Origin of the sequence: Stenotrophomonas sp. GD03958 (genome assembly GCF_029839005.1) — a bacterium.
Taxonomy (GTDB): domain Bacteria; phylum Pseudomonadota; class Gammaproteobacteria; order Xanthomonadales; family Xanthomonadaceae; genus Stenotrophomonas; species Stenotrophomonas hibiscicola.
This window is the reverse complement of the sequence record NZ_JAOBZT010000009.1, coordinates 60737-83956: the sequence shown is the minus strand read 5'-3', so window position 1 is coordinate 83956 and position 23220 is coordinate 60737. Positions and strand designations below refer to the sequence as shown.

Annotated in this window: 28 protein-coding genes; 14 read left to right on the top strand and 14 right to left on the bottom strand. The window is 67.1% G+C overall.

Annotation, left to right across the window (positions count from 1 at the left end; all coding sequences use genetic code 11):
• The coding region (locus N5C25_RS04845; protein ID WP_279936529.1) for a LysR family transcriptional regulator at nt 1-850 on the bottom strand (850 nt) is incomplete at its 3' end.
• Between the two features lie 96 nt (nt 851-946).
• Between N5C25_RS04845 and N5C25_RS04840 the strand changes: the two genes are divergently transcribed.
• The 3 genes from N5C25_RS04840 to N5C25_RS04830 all read left to right on the top strand — a co-directional run bounded on the left by N5C25_RS04840 (nt 947) and on the right by N5C25_RS04830 (nt 3944).
• Nucleotides 947-1357, top strand: a complete 411-nt coding sequence (locus tag N5C25_RS04840; protein WP_075675478.1) for a DoxX family protein — start codon at nt 947-949, stop codon at nt 1355-1357.
• 31 nt (nt 1358-1388) lie between these two features.
• The gene (locus tag N5C25_RS04835) at nt 1389-2177 is read left to right on the top strand and encodes a class III extradiol ring-cleavage dioxygenase (protein WP_058980706.1); all 789 of its coding nucleotides are present in this window, start codon (nt 1389-1391) and stop codon (nt 2175-2177) included.
• Nucleotides 2178-2294: 117 nt separating this feature from the next.
• Nucleotides 2295-3944, top strand: a complete 1650-nt coding sequence (locus tag N5C25_RS04830) for a Na+/H+ antiporter (RefSeq protein WP_019660908.1) — start codon at nt 2295-2297, stop codon at nt 3942-3944.
• A 99-nt stretch (nt 3945-4043) separates the two neighbouring features.
• Here the strand turns inward: N5C25_RS04830 and N5C25_RS04825 are convergent, their stop codons facing one another.
• Entirely contained in the window at nt 4044-4292 is a 249-nt protein-coding gene (locus N5C25_RS04825; RefSeq protein ID WP_026347120.1) for a DUF3297 family protein, read from the bottom strand.
• Between the two features lie 90 nt (nt 4293-4382).
• Here N5C25_RS04825 and N5C25_RS04820 point away from each other — a divergent pair, with 90 nt between their 5' ends.
• Complete coding sequence (locus tag N5C25_RS04820; RefSeq protein ID WP_019660910.1) at nt 4383-4925, top strand: hypothetical protein; 543 nt, start codon at nt 4383-4385, stop codon at nt 4923-4925.
• Between the two features lie 219 nt (nt 4926-5144).
• Here N5C25_RS04820 and N5C25_RS04815 read toward each other — a convergent pair whose 3' ends face one another.
• The 5 genes from N5C25_RS04815 to msrB form a co-directional block, all read right to left on the bottom strand.
• Nucleotides 5145-5420, bottom strand: coding sequence for a DUF4031 domain-containing protein (locus N5C25_RS04815; RefSeq protein WP_019660911.1), 276 nt, complete (start codon nt 5418-5420; stop codon nt 5145-5147).
• A gap of 13 nt (nt 5421-5433) precedes the next feature.
• The gene (locus N5C25_RS04810) at nt 5434-5919 is read right to left on the bottom strand and encodes a hypothetical protein (protein ID WP_279936528.1); all 486 of its coding nucleotides are present in this window, start codon (nt 5917-5919) and stop codon (nt 5434-5436) included.
• Nucleotides 5920-6027: 108 nt separating this feature from the next.
• On the bottom strand, nt 6028-6966 hold the full coding sequence (gene motB / locus N5C25_RS04805; protein ID WP_019660913.1) for a flagellar motor protein MotB: 939 nt from the start codon (nt 6964-6966) through the stop codon (nt 6028-6030).
• Between the two features lie 3 nt (nt 6967-6969).
• Nucleotides 6970-7824: a flagellar motor stator protein MotA gene (gene motA, locus N5C25_RS04800; protein WP_279936527.1), complete on the bottom strand. Its 855-nt coding sequence runs from the start codon at nt 7822-7824 to the stop codon at nt 6970-6972.
• A 91-nt stretch (nt 7825-7915) separates the two neighbouring features.
• On the bottom strand, nt 7916-8383 hold the full coding sequence (gene msrB, locus N5C25_RS04795) for a peptide-methionine (R)-S-oxide reductase MsrB (protein ID WP_019660915.1): 468 nt from the start codon (nt 8381-8383) through the stop codon (nt 7916-7918).
• 139 nt (nt 8384-8522) lie between these two features.
• Between msrB and N5C25_RS04790 the strand changes: the two genes are divergently transcribed.
• Together N5C25_RS04790 and N5C25_RS04785 are read left to right on the top strand one after the other, a co-directional pair.
• Nucleotides 8523-8897: a hypothetical protein gene (locus tag N5C25_RS04790; protein ID WP_058980700.1), complete on the top strand. Its 375-nt coding sequence runs from the start codon at nt 8523-8525 to the stop codon at nt 8895-8897.
• Nucleotides 8898-9039: 142 nt separating this feature from the next.
• The gene (locus N5C25_RS04785) at nt 9040-9216 is read left to right on the top strand and encodes a hypothetical protein (RefSeq protein WP_058980698.1); all 177 of its coding nucleotides are present in this window, start codon (nt 9040-9042) and stop codon (nt 9214-9216) included.
• A 61-nt stretch (nt 9217-9277) separates the two neighbouring features.
• Here the strand turns inward: N5C25_RS04785 and N5C25_RS04780 are convergent, their stop codons facing one another.
• Nucleotides 9278-9757, bottom strand: a complete 480-nt coding sequence (locus tag N5C25_RS04780; RefSeq protein WP_019660918.1) for a winged helix-turn-helix transcriptional regulator — start codon at nt 9755-9757, stop codon at nt 9278-9280.
• 149 nt (nt 9758-9906) lie between these two features.
• On the opposite strand from N5C25_RS04780, the gene N5C25_RS04775 reads away from it, so the two are divergent.
• Both N5C25_RS04775 and alr read left to right on the top strand, forming a co-directional pair.
• A complete protein-coding gene (locus N5C25_RS04775; protein ID WP_058980697.1) occupies nt 9907-11211 on the top strand; it encodes a D-amino acid dehydrogenase in 1305 nt (434 codons plus the stop codon).
• Nucleotides 11190-12257, top strand: a complete 1068-nt coding sequence (alr, locus tag N5C25_RS04770) for an alanine racemase (protein ID WP_058980695.1) — start codon at nt 11190-11192, stop codon at nt 12255-12257. Before N5C25_RS04775 ends, alr begins: the two co-directional genes overlap by 22 nt.
• A gap of 88 nt (nt 12258-12345) precedes the next feature.
• Here alr and N5C25_RS04765 read toward each other — a convergent pair whose 3' ends face one another.
• The gene (locus N5C25_RS04765) at nt 12346-12909 is read right to left on the bottom strand and encodes a DUF3016 domain-containing protein (protein WP_058980693.1); all 564 of its coding nucleotides are present in this window, start codon (nt 12907-12909) and stop codon (nt 12346-12348) included.
• 245 nt (nt 12910-13154) lie between these two features.
• Between N5C25_RS04765 and N5C25_RS04760 the strand changes: the two genes are divergently transcribed.
• Both N5C25_RS04760 and N5C25_RS04755 read left to right on the top strand, forming a co-directional pair.
• Nucleotides 13155-15143: an ATP-binding protein gene (locus tag N5C25_RS04760; RefSeq protein WP_279936530.1), complete on the top strand. Its 1989-nt coding sequence runs from the start codon at nt 13155-13157 to the stop codon at nt 15141-15143.
• 43 nt (nt 15144-15186) lie between these two features.
• A complete protein-coding gene (locus N5C25_RS04755; protein ID WP_019660923.1) occupies nt 15187-15480 on the top strand; it encodes a DUF3247 family protein in 294 nt (97 codons plus the stop codon).
• Nucleotides 15481-15550: 70 nt separating this feature from the next.
• Here N5C25_RS04755 and N5C25_RS04750 read toward each other — a convergent pair whose 3' ends face one another.
• Nucleotides 15551-15814 carry a hypothetical protein gene (locus tag N5C25_RS04750; protein WP_005407925.1) on the bottom strand — a complete coding sequence of 88 codons (264 nt, stop codon included), beginning with the start codon at nt 15812-15814 and terminating at the stop codon, nt 15551-15553.
• A 156-nt stretch (nt 15815-15970) separates the two neighbouring features.
• On the opposite strand from N5C25_RS04750, the gene N5C25_RS04745 reads away from it, so the two are divergent.
• The 3 genes from N5C25_RS04745 to N5C25_RS04735 are packed head-to-tail and all read left to right on the top strand — an operon-like array spanning nt 15971 to nt 18413.
• Nucleotides 15971-17035: a class I SAM-dependent methyltransferase gene (locus tag N5C25_RS04745; protein ID WP_279936526.1), complete on the top strand. Its 1065-nt coding sequence runs from the start codon at nt 15971-15973 to the stop codon at nt 17033-17035.
• On the top strand, nt 17032-17733 hold the full coding sequence (locus N5C25_RS04740) for a pseudouridine synthase (protein ID WP_251102584.1): 702 nt from the start codon (nt 17032-17034) through the stop codon (nt 17731-17733). Before N5C25_RS04745 ends, N5C25_RS04740 begins: the two co-directional genes overlap by 4 nt.
• Nucleotides 17730-18413, top strand: a complete 684-nt coding sequence (locus tag N5C25_RS04735; RefSeq protein ID WP_021204381.1) for an HAD family phosphatase — start codon at nt 17730-17732, stop codon at nt 18411-18413. The genes N5C25_RS04740 and N5C25_RS04735 overlap by 4 nt, the downstream gene beginning before the upstream one ends.
• 59 nt (nt 18414-18472) lie before the next feature.
• Here N5C25_RS04735 and fabB read toward each other — a convergent pair whose 3' ends face one another.
• The gene (gene fabB / locus N5C25_RS04730) at nt 18473-19681 is read right to left on the bottom strand and encodes a beta-ketoacyl-ACP synthase I (RefSeq protein ID WP_262212316.1); all 1209 of its coding nucleotides are present in this window, start codon (nt 19679-19681) and stop codon (nt 18473-18475) included.
• A complete protein-coding gene (gene fabA / locus N5C25_RS04725) occupies nt 19681-20196 on the bottom strand; it encodes a 3-hydroxyacyl-[acyl-carrier-protein] dehydratase FabA (protein ID WP_279936525.1) in 516 nt (171 codons plus the stop codon). The genes fabB and fabA overlap by 1 nt, the downstream gene beginning before the upstream one ends.
• A gap of 191 nt (nt 20197-20387) precedes the next feature.
• Between fabA and dinB the strand changes: the two genes are divergently transcribed.
• Nucleotides 20388-21482, top strand: coding sequence for a DNA polymerase IV (gene dinB / locus N5C25_RS04720; RefSeq protein ID WP_279936524.1), 1095 nt, complete (start codon nt 20388-20390; stop codon nt 21480-21482).
• A 64-nt stretch (nt 21483-21546) separates the two neighbouring features.
• Here the strand turns inward: dinB and N5C25_RS04715 are convergent, their stop codons facing one another.
• On the bottom strand, nt 21547-22101 hold the full coding sequence (locus N5C25_RS04715) for a hypothetical protein (RefSeq protein WP_279936523.1): 555 nt from the start codon (nt 22099-22101) through the stop codon (nt 21547-21549).
• A gap of 151 nt (nt 22102-22252) precedes the next feature.
• Entirely contained in the window at nt 22253-23164 is a 912-nt protein-coding gene (locus N5C25_RS04710) for an MBL fold metallo-hydrolase (protein ID WP_279936522.1), read from the bottom strand.
• Nucleotides 23165-23220: the final 56 nt, after the last annotated feature.

Here is a 23220-nt window from a genome sequence, read left to right as displayed (position 1 = left end):
AACTGCGCACCTTCGGTGCCAGGTGGCTGCGGCTGGTATAGACCGCGAAGATGCCGATCGGGGCGGCCTCCCATTCGGGCAGCACGCGCACCAGCCGGCCATCGGCCAACGCGTCTTCCAGCAGGAAATCCGGCTGCAGGATCACGCCCATGCCGGCAATCGCCGCTTCGCGCAGCACGTCGCCGTTGTTGGCGTGCAGCAGGCTGCTTACCGCCACCTTCACTTCACCGCCGGGCCCCTGCAGCGGCCAGTTGTTGCCTGCGGCCCAGTAGCTGTAGCTCAGGCATGCGTGTGCCTGCAGCTCCTGCGGGGTCTGCGGGGTGCCGTGTGCGGCCAGGTAGGCCGGCGCGGCGCACAGGCTCACCCGCGATTCGCCCAGGCGGCGCGCGATCAGCGTGGGACCGGGCTCGCGGGTGATGCGGATGGCCACGTCGTAGCCTTCCTCGACCATGTCCACCAGCCGGTCGGACAGCGCCAGGTCCAACTCCACCTGCGGGAAGCGCTGGCGGTAGCTGGCCAGCAGCGGGCCGAGGCGGGCAATGCCCCAGCTCACCGGTGCGTTGATGCGCAGCGTGCCCGAAGGCTCCAGCGCCTGCGCGCCGATACTGGCTTCCAGCGCGTCGAATTCGGCCAGCAGGCGCACGCACTGGGCGTAGTAGGCGGCGCCGGCACTGGTCGGGCTGACCCGGCGCGTGGTGCGGTGGAGCAGGCGGGTGGACAGGCGCTTTTCCAGCGCCGCGACCTGGCGCGTGACGCCGGCGGTGGACATGTCCAGGGCTTGGGCGGCGGCACTGAAGCCGTTGCGCTCGACCACCGCCACGAACACGCGCATCGCTTCGAGGGTGTCCATTGTTGCGCCTTGTGAAATAAATACGGTCAAACGATCGTATTTATCAGTCCGTGAAGGCGCAATAACCTGTGCCCGCTCCCTTCAAGGTGCTTTGCCATGCACACCACGACCGCTCCTGTTTCGCCGCTGGCGCCGTATGGCGCCACCCTGCTGCGCCTGGCTCTGGGCGTGCTGTTCCTAGTCCACGCACTGACCAAGCTGCTGGTGTTCACCCCGGCCGGTACGGCGGCGTTCTTCGAGTCTCTGGGCCTGCCCGGCGTGCTCGGCTACCTCACCATCGGCGTCGAGCTGGTGATCACCGTCGCGCTGCTGCTGGGCATCTACGCACGCTGGGTGGGCCTGGTCGGCGTGCCGCTGCTGCTGGGCACCATCGTCACCGTGCACGGCGCCAACGGCTTCGGTTTCGCCAATGCCGGCGGCGGCTGGGAATACCCGGCGTTCTGGGCGCTGGCGCTGGTGGTGCTGTTCCTGGTCGGCGATGGCAAGTGGACCCTGCGTTCGCGCTGATCGCCGCCTGATCCTGCAACTGGAGAATTCCATGTCCCGCCTGCCTTCGCTGTACATCTCCCATGGTTCGCCGATGACTGCCCTGCATCCGGGCCAGGTTGGTGTGCGCCTGGCCGAGCTGGCGCGCGACCTGCCCACGCCGCGCGCCATCGTGATGGCCTCGGCGCACTGGCTGGGCCGGCAGCCGCTGGTCGGGGCGCATCCGCAGCCGCCAACCATCCACGATTTCGGCGGCTTCCCGCGCGCGCTGTTCGAACTGCAGTACCCGGCGCCGGGCGACCCGGCACTGGCCGAAGAAGTGGGCGGCCGCATCGCCGCCGCAGGACTGCCAGTGGCCATCGACCCGCAGCGTGGCCTCGACCACGGCGCGTGGGTACCGCTGCGGCTGTTGCGCCCGCAGGCCGACATCCCGGTGGTGCCGGTGTCGATCCAGCCGCTGCTCGGCCCCGAGCATCAGTTCGCGCTGGGCCGCGCGCTGGCACCACTGCGCGAACAAGGCGTGCTGCTGGTCGGCTCGGGCAGCATCACCCACAACCTGCACGACTGGGGCGACTACCAGGACGGCAAGGAAGCGCCATACGTGCGGCCCTTCATCGAGTGGGTGGAGCAGCGGCTGGCCGCTGATGACCGCCAGGCCCTGCTGGATTACCGCCGGCAGGCGCCATTCGCCGAGCGCGCGCACCCGACCGACGAACACCTGCTGCCGCTGTTCTTCGCGATGGGCGCGGCCGGCGAGGGCGGCTTCGGTGCGCGTCGCATCGATGCCGGCATCGACGCTGGCTTCCTGGCCATGGACCTGTACCGCTTCGACGGGGCATGAGCCGGGGCTGACGCGCGACGGCCCCGGCCGTTGCGGTCGTGGCCGCATGTGGTAGTTTTTTCCGGGTTTCCGGCGCTGGCCTTCAAGCCGCCCCACGCGCCGCTTCCTGGAAGAAGCATGCATACCATTGAAGTCGTCCTGGCGATGCTGGTGGCCGTTGTCGCCAGCGGCTACCTGGTTCGCGTCCTGCCGTTCTCGTTGCCGCTGCCGCTGGTGCAGATCGGCCTGGGCGCGGTCATTGCCGGGGTATTCAACCGCGGCCACGCGCTAGAGCCGGAAGTGTTCTTCCTGCTGTTCCTGCCGCCGCTGCTGTTCCTGGATGGCTGGCGCATTCCCAAGCAGGGCCTGTTCCGCGACAAGGGCGCGATCCTCGAACTGGCGTTCGGCCTGGTGGTGTTCACCGTCATCGGCGCAGGCTTCCTGATCCACTGGCTGATTCCTGTGATGCCGCTGGCGGTGTGCTTCGCGCTGGCGGCGATCGTGTCGCCGACCGATCCTGTGGCAGTGGGTGCGATCGCCTCCAAGGCGCCGATTCCCAAGCGCCTGATGCACATCCTGGAAGGCGAGTCGCTGCTCAACGATGCATCGGGCCTGGTCTGCTTCCGCTTCGCGGTGGCTGCGGTGATGACCGGCACGTTCTCGCTGGCCACGGCCTCGCTGACCTTCGTGTGGGTGGCCGTGGCCGGCCTTGCGGTGGGCGTGGCGGTCACCCTTGGTGTGTCGACCTTCCAGCGCTGGCTGTGGCGCCGCTTCGGCGAGGAGCCGGGCGCGGCGATGCTGGTCAACCTGCTCATTCCGTTCGCGGCCTACCTGCTGGCCGAAGAGATCCACGCCTCCGGCATCCTCGCCGCGGTCGCCGCCGGTATCGCGATGAGCTACGTCGAGCTGACCGGCCGCGTCTCCGGCAGCATGCGCGTGCAGCGTGCCGGGGTCTGGAACATGCTGCAGTTCAGCTTCAACGGCATCATGTTCGTGCTGCTGGGCGAGCAGCTGCCCGGTATTGTCGAACGTGCCACCACCACCATGAACGAGACCGGCCACCAGAGCGCGTGGTGGCTGCTGGTGTACGTAGTGGTGATCAACCTGGCGCTGGTGGTGCTGCGCCTGCTGTGGGTGTGGCTGTCGCTGCGCTGGAACCTGCTGCGCGCGCGCCGCCGCGGACTGGAGCGGGGCGAAGCGCCGAACTGGCGCATCGTGGTGGCGACCTCGGTGGCCGGCGTGCGTGGTGCGATCACCCTGGCCGGCGTGTTGACCCTGCCGCTGTTCCTGCCTGATGGCAGTGCGTTCCCGGCACGTGACCTGGTGATCTTCCTGGCCGCCTCGGTGATCCTGTTCTCGCTGCTCGGCGCCAGCATCGCGCTGCCGCAGCTGCTGAAGGGCCTGCAGCTGCCGGCCGATTCGGGTGAACGCAAGGAAGAGGACCTGGCGCGCCGGCTGTCGTCGAAGGCGGCGCTGGCCGGGGTCGAGCGCATGCGCCAGCAGCTGGTGATGAACCAGAACACCGAGAACGTGCAGCTGTACAACGATGCCGCCTCGCGGGTGAGCCTGCTGTACCAGCGGCACCTGGAGAAGGACAACGACGGGCCCGACGTAGACCCGGAGAAGGTGCGGCGCATGGAGCTGGGCTACCGCCAGCTGCGCAGCGCCGGCCTCAACGCCGAGCGCGAGGAACTGTTCCGGCTGACCCGGCGCGGGGTGATCTCCGATGAGATCTCGCGGCGCCTGATCCGCAACCTGGACCTGCTGGAATCGCGCAAGCGCGAATGACCGTGTACCCCGGGTGGGTACGGACCTCGGTCCGCGTTGATCGGGGTCAGATCCCTTTCCGCAGGAAAGGGATCTGACCCCAGGATCGGGGAGCCGTGCTTATTCCGGCTTCTGGTCCAGGAAATACACCTCGACTTTGCCCTTGACCTTGATCGTCATCGGGTTGCCGCGGCGGTCACGGGCCTTGCCGGCCTGCACGCGGATCCAGCCTTCGCTGACCGAGTATTCCTCGACGTTGTCGCGCTCGATGTCGTTGAAACGCACGCCAACGCCGCGCTCCAGCGCCTGCGCATCATGGAAGGGGCTGGCCGGGTTGATCGCCAGGTGGTCGGGAGGGGTATCGCTCATCGCTTCATTCACAGTGACGGCCACCAAGGCCGGCTTCAGCGGCACAGGATAAACCGTAGAATGCCGACCTGCCCCAGAGGACGTTCCGCCATGCCCGACAACAGCGACTATTTCGACTTCGAGGAAGACATCCACGACTTCGACGAGGAGGGCTTCGAGGCGCGGGTCTGGAACCTGCTGGTGCTGATCAACCCGGGTGACGAAGAGTTGGCCCTGCAGCAGTTCAACCGCTGGCGCGAGCACCTGGCCGAGGACGGTCAGCCGCTGGAAGCGGACAGCGACTGGCTGCCGGCGCTGTTCACCGCCATCGCCTGGCAGTCCGGTTTCGATGTGGAGCGCGAGGACCTGGAGTCGCTGCAGTCGGCGGTGAACGAGCTGTCGGCGCGCTTCAACCTGCAGCTGGACTGGGGTGGCGACCTGGACGACGAGGACTTTGCCGAAGGCCTGGACGGCGTGCAGCTGATGGCCACCGCCTTCGACCGCCTGCGCGAGCACAACTACACGCTGTGGAGCGTGGATGCCGGCAGTGATGGCTTTACCGGGGTGATGGCGCTGACCCGCGACGATGACGCGATGCTTGCGCTGTGCTCGCTGCTGAACGTGGAAATCCGGCTGGGCAGCGACCCGTTCTGAGCGATGGGCCGATCCGCCAGGCACGACCCGGCGGGGACGACCTGCTGGGCGCGGCCTGACGGGTTGATCCGCCGGGGACGACCCGACGGGGTAGAGTCGACTGTTGGTCGACTATCGCGCGCAGCGCGGGGTTCTCGCGGCCGGATGGGAGAGCAGTCGACTGACAGTCGACTCTACCCGGTCGGTGCCGGTTGGTGGCCGGCGAACCCGCGGCGCGGCCTACGGCCGGTACTGCGCCCGGGCGTTGGCAATCACCGCCTTGACCAGCTCGCGGTCGGTGTGCCGTGAGATCGCCCGGGCGCCGAGCGCAATGGCCTGTGCGCGCAGCCCGGCAGTGACATCGTAGTGGGCGCCGCTGGCCTTGTTCTGGAAGGCGCGCGGTGGAATGCCGAGCTGCGCGGCCATTGCGTGCAGCTCGGCCAGGGTGTCGGCCATCAGGTGCGCCCAGCGCTGTCCGCGCCAGGGATGCACTGCGTCATCGACGTAGACCGTCACCGCCGCGGCCGGTTCAGGCCTGCGGCTTGCTGTCGCTGTCAGCGGCCGGGGCGGCCTCGGCGTCGGCAGCAGCTTCAACCACATCGCCTTCGGCGGCTTCTTCGCCTTCTTCGGCTTCCACGGTCTCGAACTCGGACACCAGCTTGTCCAGGTATTCGTCGGCGGTCTGCTCGGATTCGGCCGCCAGGGTGTCCAGCAGCTTCTGCAGCAGTTCGGAGTACTCCAGGTTGACCCTGCGGCCTTCCTTCTCCTGCACGTTGGCCAGGTGCTTGAGCATGGCCAGCATCGGCACCGGGTTCTCGGCGTTGCCCATGGTCTGGCCGCCGATGGCCAGCAGCCACTCACGGCCCTGCAGGCCGATGGCCGCCACCACCTGGCCGTCTTCGTTGGTCAGCACGGCATGGTTCTGCACCTGCTGCTGCGCGTTCAGGCGGAGGAACGGGCGCTTGCCCTGCTGCTTCTTGCGCTTGTCGCGCTTGGCCTTGGAGTTCTGGGACATGGGGGTGAGATCACCTGGAAACGGAAAGACCGCCATTGTAGCGGGTGCGGCGTGGTGCGCTCGCCCGGCATGGCCCTGTGGATTCGGACCAAGGCGCGCACCCACAGCTTATTCCGCTTGCCCCTGCGCGGCCTGCACGTCCGGGTCGGCGGTGGGCGCCGACAGCCCCACCTGGGGGCCGGCACCCGCCAGCGCTGCCTCCTCGGCGGCCTTGGTCATCACCACGATGCTGATGCGGCGGTTGATCGGGTTCTGCGGGTCGGCCTTGTCGAACAGCACTGACGAGGACAGGCCGACCACGCGGGTGATCTTGCTGTCCTCCAGGCCGCCGTCCACCAGTGCACGGCGCGCAGCGTTGGCGCGGTCAGCGCTCAGTTCCCAGTTGCCGTAGCCGCGCGCGGCCGAATAGGCGGTGATGTCGGTATGACCGGTCAGGCTGATCCGGTTCGGCACGTGGTTCAGGTAGTTGGCCAGCTCGTGCAGGATCTGCTGCGTGTACGGCTTCAGCGTAGCGCTGCCGAGGTCGAACATCGGCCGGTTCTGCTTGTCCACAATCTGGATGCGCAGGCCTTCCGGAGTCAGGTCCAGCAGCAGCTGGTCCTTGAAGGGTTCCAGTGCCTGGCTCCGGCTGATCGCTTCCTGCAGCTCCTTCATCAGTGCTTCCAGCTGCTGCTTGTCGCGCTGCTGCTGGTCCACCGGTTGCGGCACCGCTTCCTTCTGGTTCTGGAAGGGATCGTTGCTGCTGCCGCGCGAGATGTCGGTGGCACCGCCCAGCTTGATCATCGATGTGCTGGCGCCGCCCGGGCCGGCCATGCCGGGTGCCGGCGTGGCACTCTGCCCGCTCAGCGGGCTCGGGTTGCGGAAGTACTCGGAAATGGCGGCGCGGTCGTTCTTGTTGGTGGTGGCCATCAGCCACAGCACCAGGAAGAAGGCCATCATCGCGGTCACGAAGTCGGCATAGGCCACCTTCCACGACCCTCCGTGGTGAGCGGCGTGGCCGGCCTTCCTGACCCGGCGGACGATGACGGTGGGCTTGTTCTCGGCCATGGCTTACTTGACCGTCTTCAGGTGCTGCTCGAAATCGGAGAAGGCCGGGCGCACGTTCGACGGTAGCGTCTTGCGGGCGAATTCCAGCGCGATCTTCGGGTTGTAACCGCGCAGGCAGGCAAGCAGGGCGGTCTTGACCGATTCGTAGATGCGGCTGTCCTGCTCGGCGCGCGCTTCCATGGCGGCGGCCATCGGGCCGACGAAGCCATAGCCCAGCAGGATGCCGAGGAAGGTGCCGACCAGCGCACCGGCCACGTGGCCACCGACCTCGACGATGTCGCCGCCGATCGAACCCATGGTGATGACGATGCCCAGCACCGCCGCGACGATGCCGAAACCGGGCAGTCCGTCGGCGACCTTGGTCAGCACCTGCGACGGTGCCATGGCCTCGGCGTGGTGCTTCTCCAGTTCCAGCTCCAGCAGCGGCTCGAGCTCGTGCGGCTCGATGTTGCTGCCGATCATCAGGCGCAGGCAGTCGGTGATGAAGTCGATCAGGTGGTGGTCGGCCTGCACCTTGGGGTAGTTGGCGAACAGGGCGCTCTCGGCCGGGCGTTCGACATGGTCTTCCAGTGCCATGAAGCCTTCGCGGCGCGCCTTGTTGAGCAGTTCATAGAGCAGGCTGAGGACATCGATGTAATCCTGCTGCTTGTAGCGCGGGCCCTTGAACACGCCGACCATGGCCTGCAGGGTCTGCTTGACCGTCTTGCCCGGGGTACCGACCAGGAACGCGCCGAGCGCGGCGCCGCCGATGATGACCAGCTCGTAGGGCTGCCAGAGGGCGCCCAGGCGGCCGTGGGCACCGAGGTAGCCCCCGATCACGCTGATGATGACGACCAGGAATCCAACGATGATGAGCATGGGGCGACGCAGGGAGAGGGGATATCTCCTTGTCGGCCCGTCGCCCGGGTTTCTGAAGAGGGAATTCTGTGAAATCGGTCAGCGGGGTGTTTCAGCCGGCCACGCCGCTTTCCGCGCCGCCACGCTGCAACGGATCGGGCCAGGGCTCGCCATTGCCGACGAAGGAAAGTGAGACGGAGTTCAGGCAGTGGCGCTCGTAGGTGGGCGGCGGACCGTCGGGGAACACGTGGCCCAGATGGCTGCCGCAGCGCGCGCAGGTGATCTCGGTGCGGACCATGCCGTGGCTGGTGTCGCGGATCTCGCGCACGTGCGCCGGGTCGAACGGGGCGAAGAAGCTGGGCCAGCCGGTGCCGGAATCGAACTTGGTGCTGGAGCGGAACAGCGGCAGCGCGCACAGCCGGCAGCAGTAGACGCCCTCGCGCTTGTTGTCGAGGAACACGCCGCAGAACGGCGCTTCGGTGCCGTGCTGCAACAGCACGCGGCGTTCCTCACTGCTGAGGCCGGCGACCAGGGCCTCGGTCTGGGTGGCGGTGGGGGGCGTCAGGTCGAAGGCGGTCATGGCGGCGCTCCGTGGGTCGATGGCCTGGGGATGCCGGAAAACGTGGGGGTGCCGGCGCGCGCTTGCAAGTGTGATGGCCGTTCATGGGTGGCACACGGGCGCGGGAGCAAGGTGGGTGTCATAGACGCCGGAGCGTGCCATGAAGCCGACCCTTCCCCTGCTGTTGATCGCCCTGTTGCCGGCACTGGCGCTGGCCCAGGTGCCCACCCCCGACCCCACGGCCACCCGCAGCGCGACCACCGTGGCGCCGCAGCCGGTGGCGCCACCGCCTCAGGCGGCCCGGCCGCAGCCGCAGTTGCTGCCTACGCCGCAACGGGCGCAGCCGATCAAGTCCACCGGTCCGGCCCAGATCACGCCGCCGCCAGCACCGAGGCCGGCCGACAAGGTCTACGACCGCAACGGCCGCATCGTGCCCGGCGTGCGCCCGGCCGGCCCGAACCGCGTGTTCGACTCGCGCACCGGCCGCTACTACGACAGCGTGCCGGCCGGCGATGGCCAGCAGATCAAGCGCTGAACCCTGGTGCCACCAAGGTTGGCTGCTGGCTGGCCTGAGCGGGCTGAACGCGCGAAAACAGCGTCCAGCCGATCACTGCTTTTTCGCCTGCGATTAACCGTTCCGGGGCCACCGTGGCCCTGCGCCGGCATCCCGCCGCCGCATGTCCTTCGTCCACTGGATCGCGACCATGAAAAACCAGCAGAACCGTCATCCCGGCAAGGAACCGCAGGGCCGCAACCCGCAGCAGCAACAGCAGCAACAGCAGATGGAGCCGCAGCAGCACAAGGGCGGCAGGCAGCAGGAACAGCGCCCGCATAAGCATCCGCAGCAGCGCTGACTGTCGCCATGATCGGGGTCAGAGCCCGCTGTACGGGATCTGGCCCCACCCAGCAGCAGCCTCAGTCCGGAATCGGCAGGCTCAGTGTTTCCTTCACTTCTTCCATCACGATGTAGCTCTTCGACTCACGTACATGCGGCAGTGTCAGCAGCGTGCTGCCGAGCAGCTTGCGGTAGGAGGCCATCTCGCTGATCCGCGCCTTCAGCAGGTAATCGAAGTCGCCCGATACAAGATGGCATTCCAGTACGTTGGGCAGCTTCAGCGCGGCGCGCCGGAACTCCTCGAAGATGTCGCCGGATTTGTACGCCAGGCTGATCTCCACGAACACCAGCAGGCTCGCTTTAACTGCGGCCGGGTCGAGGTGGGCGTGGTAGCCGGTGATCACCCCTTCGCGCTCCAGCCGGCGCACGCGCTCGGTGCACGGGGTGGTCGACAGGCCCACCCGCTCGCCCAGTTCGGTGAAGGAGATGCGGCCCTCGGCCTGCAGGATGCGCAGGATCTTGCGGTCGATCTTGTCCAGTTCGCGGATCCGGGTGGCCATGACCGTCAACCTTCGGGAGTGAATTGAAGTGGAACATCCTGCCGGTTGATTTCAAAACAGGCAAATCAACTGGGAATGGCTGTCTATACTTCCCCAATTATGGTCCCTGTGCGCTCCAGTGCAGGGAATGATCGGGTTGGAGAAGTCCCATGCGAGTCCTAGTTCTCGGCAGCGGCGTGATCGGTACCACCAGTGCCTGGTATCTGCGACAGGCCGGGTTTGAAGTCACGGTCATCGACCGCCAACCCGGCCCGGCGCTGGAAACCAGCTTCGCCAATGCCGGCCAGCTGTCGTTCGGCTACACCTCGCCGTGGGCGGCCCCGGGCGTGCCGAAGAAGGCCATCGGCTGGCTGTTCGAGAAGCACGCGCCGCTGGCGATCCGCCCGGGCATGGACCTGGCCCAGTACCGCTGGCTGTGGCAGATGCTGCGCAACTGCACCCACGAGCGTTATGCGATCAACAAGGCGCGCATGGTGCGCATGTCCGAGTACAGCCGCGACTGCCTGAACGAGCTGCGCGCGCAGATCGGCATCGAATTCGAAGGCCGCGACCTTGGCACCACCCAGCTGTTCCGCACCCAGCAGCAGCTGGATGCTTCGGCGCAGGACATCGAGATCCTGGCCCAGTACGGCGTGCCGTACGAGGTGCTGGACCGCGCCGGCATCATCCAGGCCGAACCGGCCCTGGCCCATGTCGATGGCCTGGTCGGCGCGCTGCGCCTGCCGCGTGACCAGACCGGCGACTGCCAGTTGTTCACCCGCCGGCTGTCGCAGTTGTGCATGGATGCCGGCGTTGAATTCCGCTTCGACCAGGACATCACCGGCCTGGAGTTCGATGGCGACCGCATCACCGGCGTGCGCATCGACGGCAAGCTGGAAACCGCCGACCGCTTCGTGGTCGCGCTTGGCAGCTACTCGCCAGCGCTGGTCGCACCGCTGGGGATGCGCCTGCCGGTGTACCCGCTGAAGGGCTATTCGCTGACCCTGCCGATCACCGACCCGGCGATGGCACCGACCTCGACCATCCTCGATGAGAGCTACAAGGTGGCGGTGACCCGCTTCGACGACCGCATCCGTGTCGGTGGCATGGCCGAAGTGGCCGGCTTCGACCTGTCCCTGTCGCAGCGCCGCCGCGAGACCTTGGAACTGGTGGTCAGGGATCTCTATCCGAAGGGCGGCGACCTGTCGCGCGCGCAGTTCTGGACCGGCCTGCGCCCGGCTACGCCGGACGGTACGCCGGTGATCGGCGCCACGCCGTTCCGCAACCTGTACCTCAACACCGGACACGGCACGCTGGGCTGGACCATGGCCTGCGGCTCGGGCCGCTACCTTGCCGACCTGATGAGCGCGCGACAGCCGCAGATCAGCACCGAAGGCCTGGATATTTTCCGCTACGGCCAGTACGGTCACGCGCCGCAACACGAGAACCGCACATGCGTCCTGCCCGCGCGCTGATCGATCTGGGCGCCCTGCGCAGCAATTACCGCCTCGCCCGTGAACTGGGCGGTGGCAAGGCGCTGGCGATCATCAAGGCCGACGCCTATGGGCATGGCGCGGTGCGCTGTGCGCAGGCGCTGGAAGGCGAGGCCGATGGCTTCGGCGTAGCCACCATCGAAGAGGCATTGGAGCTGCGCCAGGCCGGCATCCGTGCGCCGATCCTGCTGCTGGAAGGCATCTTCGAGCCGAGCGACATGACGCTGGTGGCCGAGCATGACTTCTGGTTCGCCGTCGGTTCACCGTGGCAAGTGGAGGCACTGGCGGCGTTCGACAGCCCGCGCCCGTTGACGGTGTGGCTGAAGCTGGACAGCGGCATGCACCGCCTCGGCCTGGACGTGGACAGTTTCCGCGCGGCGCACGCGCGCCTGTCGGCGCTGCCGCAGGTCGAGCGCATCGTGCTGATGACCCACCTGGCGCGTGCCGACGAGCTGGACAGCGAACGCACCCACGAACAGGCGGCGACCTTCGCCCGCGCCATTGATGGACTGGCAGGCGAGACCAGCGTGTGCAACTCGCCTGCGCTGCTGGGCTGGCCGGATGTGCGCAGTGATTGGGTGCGCCCGGGCCTGATGCTGTACGGCGCCAACCCGCTGCCGGACAACACCGTGTTGACCGAGCGGCTGCGCCCGGTGATGACGATGCAGTCGAAGGTGATCGCCGAGCGCTGGATCGAAGCCGGTGAACCGGTGGGGTATGGCGCGCGTTTCGTGGCCAAGGCGCGCACCCGCGTGGGTGTGGTTGCACTCGGCTATGCCGACGGTTATCCGCAGTTCGCTCCAAACGGCACTCCGGTGCTGATCGACGGCCAGCCCGGTGCGCTGATCGGGCGCGTGTCGATGGACATGCTGACGGTGGACCTGACCGCGCATGCGCAGGCCGGCATCGGCAGCGTGGTGGAACTGTGGGGTTCTGCGCCGACCCTGTCGGAGCTGGCGCCGCGCTGTGGCGTGAGCGCCTACCAGCTGCCGTGCGCGGTCAAGCGCGTGGCGAAGGTGTACGTGTAGCGCCGAGCCCGCGCTCGGCACCGGTAGCGGCCGACCTCGATCGGCGCCGTGAATGCGTGTAGACCAAGGTCGACACCTGCCGGGGGACCTAACGCGCGGCGGTCGCCTGACTGGCCAGCTGGCGCTTCACCCAGTCATCGATCAGGCGCTTCTCGTAGCGCAGTGGATCGCTGTCGCTCTTCAGTCCCACGTTGTGCAGGTAGCCGGTATCGCTGAGGCGCGCATCGCCCTCGCTGACAATACGGCCGCTGGCATCCTTCAGCGTGTACTGCAGGGTGATCCGTGGCGGGTAGATGTCGCGCATGATCCGGATGTCGCGGCCACGCGGGCCGTGCCAAGGCTCGTAGTCACCGGCACGCTTGATGTCGACGAGGGTCACATCGAGGGTCTGCCCAGGCTGCAGCGGCTTGGCTGCGGTGGTCTGCAGGTAGCGGGCCAGCTGCTGCACCCAGTCACCGCGTTCGGCCTCGAAGCGGTTGCTGCTCTGGCGTATTTCGGTGAACTTGGCCGGATCTTCCCATTTCACGCTGACCGGTCCATCGGCCTGCAACGCACGCGGCGCGCCTGCATCGGTCACGGTGCGTGGCGCAGCATTGGCGCCACCGGCCGCCAGGGCGCCTGCCAGCAGGGCAATCGCGAGTGAGCGTTTCATGACGGTCTCCTGCGTCCCCGCGCTGGGGGGGGGTGTTGATCACGGATCGAGTGTGAGCCTGCTGCCGGACGACCGCAATGGCCGATTGCGTCGTGGGCAAGAGCGGTTGCCGCCAATTCATCGACGTCAACCATGACTGACGGCGCTTGACGCTGTGAATACGCCCTTTGGAAGATGCTGTGCTCCCAACCTGGCCTGCAAAGACCCCCTTGTCCACACTGCCGCCCCTCGTGGAGCGCCCACCGATGCTGGTGCCGGCGCCAGAACCCGACCTGCATCGTGGCGTGCTTGAGCGCATCAACGCCGGCTTCTGCGTGATCCAGGTGCTGTTCGAGGGTGATCGTGCGGTCGACTATTGTTTCCTCGAAGTCAACGACGCGTTCGAGCGCCACACTGGGCTGAAGGACGCGCGTGGCAAGTGCATGACTGCGCTGGAACCCAACCACGAGCAGGACTGGTTCCGTATCTATGGCGAAGTCGCACGCAGCGGCCGCCCCGCTCAGTTCGAGATGGAAGCCCGTGCGCTGGGCCGCTCGTTCGCGGTCGACGCGGTGCGGGTGGGGCGGCCGGGAGAAGACAAGGTCGGCATCCTGTTCTTCGACATCACCGCGCGCAAGCAGATGGAAGTGGAGCTGGGCGAAAGCGAAGCCCGTTTCAGCGCGCTGGCCGACGGCCTGCCGATGCCGGTGTGGGTGCTCGATGAGCGCGGCCATGCGCGTTTCGTCAACAGTGCCTTCAGCGAGTTCTTCGGTGGTGATGAAACGCGTGTGCCGGAAGATGTCTGGCGCGGTCTCGTGCATCCGGATGACGCGTCCGTGTTCGAATACGAACTGCAGGAAGCGCTGAAGGCGCAGCGTTCGATGCACGCGCTGGTGCGTGCGCGGCGCGCGGATGGCCAGTGGCGCTGGCTGGAGATGAACGCCCGCCCGCGTTTTTCGCGGATGGGCCGCTTCATCGGCCTGGCCGGCAGCAGTCCGGATGTCACCGAACGACGCGAAATTGAACTGGCCCGCGAGGAGCTGCTGCAGTCCGAGCGTGCCGCGCGCAGCGCTGCGGAGAACATGGCGCGGCTGAAGGACGAGTTCCTGGCCACGCTGTCGCATGAACTGCGTACGCCGCTGACCACCATCCTGGGCTGGAGCGAACTGCTGCTGCAGCGCGTGGACAACACCAGTCCGCTGTACAAGGGCCTGAACGTGATCGCCAACAGCGCCGGTGCGCAGAAGCGGCTGATCTCGGACATGCTCGACCTGAGCAGCATGCTGCTGGGCAAGGTGCAGCTGGAGGTGGAGATACTGGACCTGCGCGACCTGCTGAGCGAAGCCATCGGCGCGCAGGAGCTGGTCGCCGAAGGCAAGGCGCTGGATGTGAGCCTGCTGCTGCCGGAACAGCCGTGCCTGGTGCTGGGCGATGCCACCCGCCTGCAGCAGGTGTTGTGGAACCTGCTGTCCAATGCGATCAAGTTCACCCCGGCCGAAGGCCGCGTCGACCTGCAGCTGCAGGCCGATGGCAATCACTGGGTGATCACCGTGCGCGACACCGGCGACGGCATCGCGCCCGAATTCCTCAACCATCTGTTCAGCCGCTTCCGGCAGGCTGATGGCACCACCACGCGCCGTCATGGCGGTCTCGGCCTGGGCCTGGCGATCGTGCAGCAGCTGGTTGAACTGCATGGCGGCACGGTCACTGCCGCCAGCGAAGGGCATGGCCACGGCGCCACCTTCACCGTGCGCCTGCCCCAGCACCTGCCGGATGCAGAGCGCCGACCGCTGCGCGAAGTGATCAGTGGGCCGATCCTGGAGCCGGTGGTCGTCGAACCCTATCCTCTGCGCGGCATGCACGTGCTGGCGGTGGAGGATCAGCCGGAAGTGCTGGAATATCTGCGCCGCATGCTGGAAGAGCAGGGCGCCAGCGTATCGGCGGCCAGCTCGGCCGGCGAAGCGCTGGCACTGCTGGCCGACACCGGCCACCTGCAGTACCACGTGCTGCTGACCGACATCGGCATGCCGGGCATGGATGGCTATGGGCTGGTGCGCACCTTGCGCGAGGACATGGGCGTGGACGCGGCGACCTTGCCTGCGGTGGCGGTGACTGCACTGGCGCGTGCCGACGACCGCCGCCGCGCGCTGGCGTCGGGCTTCCAAGAGCATGTGGCCAAGCCGTACTCGGTAGCGCAGCTGGTGGCTGCCGTGCGCAAGGTGCAGGTGCCACGCGCGGACAGTGCGCTGCACTGAGCATTCACGGCCGATCGGCGACCCTGCAGTCAGGAGGTCGCCGATGTCCCGTATAGCTCCACGTATCCACACCGATCCGGCGCAGATCGCGCGCCTGGAAGCCCTGCTGCCGCAGCTGGATGGCGAAACGCAGGTGGAACTGATTCTGCACGATGGCCGCCGCCTGCTCGGCACGGTGGCGGTGAGGCCAACTGTGCAGCAATACCGCAACGCCGCGGGTGATGAAGGCAGCAACGGCCAGTTGCGCCTGGATGACTACGACACGCCGGTGCAGCAGCACCATGTGTGGCTGGATGAAATCGCCAGTATCAACCGCCTGCCACCCAAGGCGCCTTGATCCGAGGTAGAGCCGAGCCCACGCTCGGCTCTGCCGCCACCCGAGCGTGGGCTCGGGCGCTACAGATGTGTCAGTGCTCGAACAGGGTCGGCGTCGCCTCGAACCGGCGTGCGTACGCCCGCTCCTCTGCAACCCTCGCCACCTCGTCATCAGCCAGGTCCGGCGCGCCGTACACCGCATAGGCCACGCTGCCGTCGGCGCCATGGCCGACCTGGTGCAGCCGGTAGCGCGAGTGGCCGCCGCCGGTGTCCTCGGGGTAGTGCACGGGCGGATGGCTGCCTTCCAGGTCCATTTCACTGTTGTCGACCACGCCACCGACGAACAAGGCTCGCATGCAGGTTCTCCTGGGTTTCCGGGGGAGCCTCTACCCTGAACGTTTCAATGTTTCTGGCGGATCAAAGCCCCGTTCGGGTTTCGCAAAGCGGCTGCCGGGGCCGGCCCGGTCAAGCCGGTACAATGGACGGCCCTCACGCTTGAAGTACCCGCGCCGATGGCCTCCAGCGACGACGCCCCCCTGCAGACCCTGTTCCTGCCGTTTTCACAAGGTGCCCTGCGCTGGCCGGAAGGTCCGGTGGCCTTCCTGCGTGCCCGCGATGGCTGGCCATTGCGCGAAGTGGCCGGCGATCGCGAGGTGCACTGCGAACAGAGCTTCGCCCCGTTCGCGCAACCGCTGCAGCAGGCTGCCGGCTGGACCGTCAGCGGGCAGCTGGATGACGCGGCCGGCAAGGGCCGCTACCCGTTGGTGCTGGTGCTGCCGCCGCGCCAGCGTGAAGAAGCCCGTGCGCTGTTCGCCCGTGCGCTGGCGCTGGTCGCCGACGGCGGCCGCATCGTTGCCTGCCAGTCCAACAACGAAGGCGCGCGCTCCGGCGAGGGCGACCTCAAGCAGTTGGCCGGCCTCGGCGGCAGCCTGACCAAGAACCACTGCCGCGTGTACTGGACCGCCCCGATGCAGGGCCAGCACGATGCCGACCTGGCCAAGCGCTGGTCGGCACTGGACGCGGTGCGCCCGATCGTCGGTGGCCGTTTCCTCAGCCGCCCGGGCGTGTTCGCCTGGGATCGCATCGATCCGGCGTCGGCGCTGCTGGCCGAGCACCTGCCGGCCGACCTGGCCGGGCGTGCCGCCGACCTGGGCGCTGGCTACGGTTACCTGTCACGCGAACTGCTGGAGCGTTGCCCGAAGATCACCGCGCTGGACCTGTACGAAGCCGAGCAGCGCGCACTGGCGCTGGCCGAGCTGAACCTGGCGCCGCCGCCGCGCCCGCTGCCGCTGCGCTTCCTGTGGCAGGACGTCACCGCCGGCATCGAGCCGGGCTACGACGTCATCATCAGCAACCCGCCGTTCCACACGCCGTCGCGCGCTGACCGCCCGGACATCGGCCAGCGCTTCATCGCCGTGGCTGCGCAGGCATTGCGCCCGGGCGGGCGCCTGTACGTGGTGGCCAACCGCCACCTGCCTTACGAGCACACCCTCAACGACAGCTTCGGCGTGGTGCGCGTGGTCGCCGAGCGCGACGGCTTCAAGCTGGTTGAAGCGGTGAAGGGGAAGGGCAAGTGAAACTGGTCAAGCACATCGCCAATCTGGGCTATGGCAGCCGCAAGCAGGTGCAGTGGATGTTTCGCGAAGGCCGCATCACCGACGCCGACGGCGAGGTACTGTACGCCGACGACCAGGTGCCGCACGAGGTGATCCGGGTTGATGGCGAGCCGCTGGACCCGCCGGTGGGCCTGTCGATCGCACTGCACAAGCCGGCTGGCTACACCTGTTCGACCAAGGATACCGGCCGCCTGATCTATGACCTGCTGCCGCCGCGCTTCCGCGACCGTGATCCGGTGCTGTCCACGGTGGGCCGCCTCGACCGCGAGACCAGTGGCCTGCTGCTGCTGACCGACGATGGCGGCCTGCTGCACCGGATTATCTCGCCGAAGTCGAAGCTGCCGAAGGTCTACGAAGTCGAGTTGAGCGAGGACCTGCGCGGCGACGAGGTGGCGCTGTTCGCCAGCGGCACGCTGATGCTGGAGTCCGAGAAGACGCCCCTGCTGCCGGCTGAACTGGAAGTGCTGGATGCGCGTCGCGCGCGCCTGGTGCTGCACGAAGGCCGCTACCATCAGGTACGCCGCATGTTCGCCGCCACCGGCAACCACGTGCAGGCCCTGCACCGCAGTCGTGTTGGCGGGCTGGACCTGCAGGGGCTGGACGAAGGGCAATGGCGGCAGCTCACTTCCACCGACCTGGATACGCTGTTCGCTCCATGACCACCATTGCTGCGCTGCCGTTCCTCCCCGACGCCGTCATCTTCGACATGGACGGCCTGATGATCGACAGCGAGCGGGTCTCGCTGGCCTGCTGGAGCGAGGCCGCCGACGAATTCGCACTGGGCCTGGACGAGGCAGTGTTCCTGCGCATGGTCGGTCTCGGCGACCGGGATTCGCACGCGCTGCTGCGTGCGCAGGGTATCGAGGACAGCGTGATCGAGGCGGTCGCTGCACGCTGCCACGAACTGTACGAAGGACGCACACAGACCGGCCTGCCGTTGCGTCCGGGCATCCTGGAACTGCTGGAGCTGCTGAAGGCGCACGCGGTACCGCGCGCGGTGGCCACCACCACGCGGCAGCCGCGTGCCAACCGCAAGCTGGCGGCGGCCGGACTGCTGCCGTATTTCGACGCGGTGATCACCAGTGGCGACGTGGCGCGGCCGAAACCGGCGCCGGACATCTACCTGCTGGCCGCGCAGCGACTGGGCCAGGTGCCTGGGCGCTGCCTGGCGCTGGAAGACTCACCCGCTGGCACGCGCGCGGCATTGGCCGCTGGCATGACCGTGATCCAGGTACCGGACCTGGTGCATCCTGACGAAGAGCTGCGCGCGCTTGGCCATCGCATTGTCGGTTCGCTGGTGGACGCGCACGCGCTGTTGCTGCCGCTGCTGCCGAAGTAAGGTGGGTGCCGACCGCCCCTGACGGTGGGTGCCGACCGCTGGTCGGCACGCCTGCCCAATCACACCCGCCCGAACACCAGCGCGGCGTTGGTGCCACCGAAGCCGAAGCTGTTGGACATCACCGTGTCCAGCGTCTGCGCGCGGCTTTCGCGCAGGATCGGGAAGCTCTTGACCTTCGGGTCCAGTTCGCCGATGTTGGCCGAACCGGCAACGAAGCCATCGCGCATCATCAGCAGGCAGTAGATCGCCTCGTGCACGCTGGCCGCACCCAGCGAATGGCCGGACAGCGCCTTGGTCGAGGACAGCGGCGGCACCGCATCGCCGAACACTTCGCGGATGGCGTTGAGCTCGGTGACGTCGCCCAGCGGCGTGGAGGTGCCGTGGGTGTTGAGGTAATCCAGCGGGCGATCGACGCCCTGCAGTGCCATCTTCATGCAGCGCACCGCGCCTTCACCGGACGGGGCGACCATGTCGGCGCCGTCGGAGGTCACGCCATAGCCGATCAGTTCGGCATGGATGCGCGCGCCGCGCGCAACGGCGTGGTCGTAGTCCTCCAGCACCAGCATGCCACCACCGCCGGCGATGACGAAGCCGTCGCGGTCCTTGTCGTACGGGCGCGAGGCGCTGGCCGGGGTCTCGTTGAAGCTGGTCGACAGCGCGCCCATCGCATCGAACATCACGCTCATCGACCAGTGCAGGTCTTCGCCGCCACCGGCGAACATGATGTCCTGCGCGCCATGGCGGATCATGTCCGCGGCGGCGCCGATGCAGTGCGCCGAGGTCGCGCAGGCGGCCGACAACGAATAGCTGACGCCCTTGATCTGGTAGGCGGTGGCCAGGCAGGCCGAGACCGTCGAGCACATCGTGCGCGGCACCATGTACGGGCCGACCTTGCGCACACCACGTTCGCGCAGCAGGTCGACCGCGCCGATCTGCCATTCGCTGGAGCCGCCACCGGAACCGGCGATCAGGCCGGTGCGCAGGCTGCTGACCTGCTCGGCGCTGAGCCCGGCATCGGCGATGGCATCGCGCATGGCCAGGTAGGCGAAGGCCGCCGCGTCGCTCATGAAGCGCTTCTGCTTGCGGTCGATCAGCGCCTCCAGATCGAGGTCGACACGACCGCCGACCTGGCTGCGCAGGCCCGCTTCGGCGTGGTCGGCCAGGGCGGTGATGCCCGAGCGCCCTTCGCGCAGCGCGGCCGAAACGGTATCCAGATCATTGCCGAGGCAGGAGGTGATGCCCATGCCGGTGATGACGACGCGACGCATCAGAAGCTCCCGGTTTCGGTGAACAGGCCGACGCGCAGGTCGCGGGCGCTGTAGATTTCGCGATCATCCACGTACATGCGGGCATCGGACTGGGCCATCACCAGCTTGCGGTTGATGACCCGGCTGATGTCGATCTCGTAGCGTACGAGCTTGGCGTCCGGCAGTACCTGGCCGGTGAACTTCACCTCGCCACAGCCCAGCGCGCGGCCCTTGCCGGGGGCGCCCAGCCAGGTCAGGAAGAAGCCGGTCAGCTGCCACATGGCATCCAGGCCCAGGCAGCCTGGCATCACCGGGTCGCCGATGAAGTGGCAGCCGAAGAACCACAGGTCCGGGCGGATATCCAGTTCGGCGCGTACCATGCCTTTGCCATGCGGACCGCCGTCCTCGCGGATCTCAGTGATGCGGTCGAACATCAGCATCGGGTCGTTGGGCAGACGGCCGGCAGCGGTGCCGAACAGTTCACCGCGTGCGCTGGCCAGCAGCTGATCGCGGTTGAACGCGTGGAGACGGGTCATGAAGCACAATCCTGGAAGCGGGGAAACAGGGAAACAAGCGTTCGAGGATGCCCGTGGAAACTGCGCCGATCAAACATTTCAACCGTACGCAACCGTAGAGTTTTCAAGGGAATACGCGCATCCTGTTGATGTGCAACGACCATACTTCGGCGTGTGGCCTGCCTGGCCCGCCCCCGCCTTTTCCGCCTGACATGACCCGACTGCGCAAGATCATCCACGTTGACATGGACGCGTTCTACGCGTCGGTGGAGCAGCGCGACGATCCGTCACTGCGCGGCAAGCCGGTGGTTGTGGCATGGCGCGGCGCGCGTTCGGTGGTGTGTGCGGCCTCGTACGAGGCACGCGTGTTCGGCGTGCGTTCTGCAATGCCCGCAGTGCGCGCCGAGCGCCTGTGCCCGGATGCGATTTTCGTACCGCCGGACTTCGCACGTTACAAGGCGGTGTCACAGCAGGTGCGCGCGATCTTCCTGCGGCATACCGACCTGGTCGAGCCTTTGTCGCTGGACGAGGCCTACCTCGATGTGACCGAGCCGAAGAGCGGCATCGAACTGGCCACCGACATCGCCCGCACCATCCGCGCGCAGATCCGCGAGGAAACGAACCTGACTGCTTCAGCTGGCATCGCGCCAAACAAGTTCCTGGCCAAGATCGCCTCGGACTGGCGCAAACCTGATGGCCAGTTCGTGATCCCCCCGCAGCGAGTGGACGCGTTCCTGCAGCCGTTGCCAGTGAACCGGGTGCCTGGCGTGGGCAAGGTGATGGAGGGCAAGCTGGCCGCGCGCGGCATCGTCACCTGCGGCGATCTGCGGCAATGGGCATTGACCGATCTGGAAGAGGCGTTCGGCAGTTTCGGCCGCAGCCTGTACAACCGCGCACGCGGCATCGACGAGCGGCCGGTGGAACCGGACCAGCAGGTGCGGTCGATTTCCTCGGAGGACACCTTCGCCGAAGACCTGCCGCTGGAAGACCTGCGCGAAGCGATCGTGCAGCTGGCGGAGAAGACCTGGAAGGCCACGCGCAAGACCGAACGCGTCGGCCACACCGTGGTGCTGAAGCTGAAGACCGCGCAGTTCCGCATCCTCACCCGCAGTTTCACCCCGGAGCGTCCGCCGGAATCGATGGAAGAACTGCGTGACATCGCGCTGGCCCTGCGCGCGAGGGTGGATCTGCCGGCGGAGACGCGCTACCGCCTGGTCGGCGTCGGCCTGGGTGGCTTCCGCGAAAAGGAACCGGTGGTGCAGGGGGAATTGTTCGAGCACGGATCGAGCCATTCCGCAGGCAATTAAGCGTTCGCCAAACAGCTCTCCCACCCGCACGAACCTGAGGCGCTGACAGCAGCTTGGAGCGCCCCTAGGACTTCTTCAGTTCAATGGGGGCGGAGAGAATGCGTCGCGCTTCCTGCTCCTCATCGGCATGGGTTCTTTCGAAATCTGTGCCGGGCAGCTCCACAACAATCACACCGCGCTGTCCGTCGATCATGATTCCCTGATGCTCCGGGAAAAGTTCTGCCACCTTTCCTGACTTCACTATCTGCTTCAGTTGCGTCAGAGAGTGGGTTGCCCCGACCGTGAAGCGGTAGGTGATGGTGCCATGGACAGTGCTCACAGTTCGCGATGGCACTGGCTCGGTCCCGGTCAAACGGACCGTTACGATCATCGGGTTCTCACTGAAGCTCTTGCCTGCGAAGCGATCAGGCATTCCTTCCAGAATGCGCGCAAGCTCTTCCCCTGCCTCAATTCGAAGTCTGAGCCGCCTGTCGGCTTCTTGGGTGGACAACCCCTCATGCTGGGCAAAGGCTTGAACAACGGGGTCGGTGGAGGGCGTCACCTGTTGGGAGAACGCGGGGGGCGCGACCAGCGCGGTGGTGGACAGCAGCAGTTTGGCCAACACACTCTTGATCTTCATCGCGAATTCTCCGTTCCATCGGTTTACTCAACTACGCAATCCATCGTACAGCTGTTGACGTTCAGGCCAGCTTTGGATGTTGAGGGTGCCGGCCAGCGGCCGGCACTACCGCAGGTGCAGGGCGCAGCCCTGCAAAAGAAGACTCCCTACCTCATGGCCACTGCATCTCGCCCTTGGCCACCTTCGCGCTCAGCTCCAGCGATGCGACGCCATCCAGCTTCGGGTAGCGCAACTGCATTGCCTGCACCAGCGCCGCACTGTCCTTCGCCTTTGCCGCTTCGATATCGAACGTGCGGATGTAGTCCGCAGTGAAGCGCAGTGCACTGGCATCCAGCGCCGCACCTGGCGCGTAATGCCCCGGCACCACCACCTTCGGCTTCAGCGCCTGCAGCTGCTGCAGGGTCTGCAGCCAGTCGGCATGTGACTCCGGCGTCTGCGTGTCGGCCATCCACACGTGCTCGCCCGCCACCACCGGAATGCCACCGACGATCGCGCGCAGCGACGGCACCCACAGCACGGTGCGGTCCGGGGTCGGTCCGTCCAGGCCGATCAGCGGCAGGCGCTGGCCTTCCAGTTGCAGGGCATCGCCCTCCAGCACCTGCGGCAGCACGATGCGCGCGGGCACGTCGGCAGCCATCTTCGGGCCCCAGTAGGCCAGCTTGCCGGCCTGTGTCTGCTGGATGTGGGCAACGGTCTGCGCGGTAGCGACGATGCGCGCCTGCGGGAACGCATCCTGCAGCGTGGCCAGGCCGAAGTAGTAGTCCGGATCGCCGTGGCTGATATAGATCGTGGTCAACTGCTTGCCGCTGGCGCGGATCAGCTCGACCAGTTTGCGCGCGTCGCTGGCACCGAATTGCGCATTGACCAGGATCGCGTCGTGGCGGCCTTCGATCAGCGCCGAGGACACCGAGAACATCGCCTGCGGGCCGGGATGGAAGGTCTGCAGGTGCAGTTGGGATTTCGTCGGGGTGGTCGGCGCCGCGGTGGCCGGTGCGGCCAGCAGCGGCGCACTGGTGAAAGTGGCGGCCAGGGCGAGGGGAAGCAGCAGGGCAGCGGTACGCATGGGAATTCCTTGTCTAGAGCCGGGCCAATGCCCGGCTGCATGTTCGCGTAGAGCCG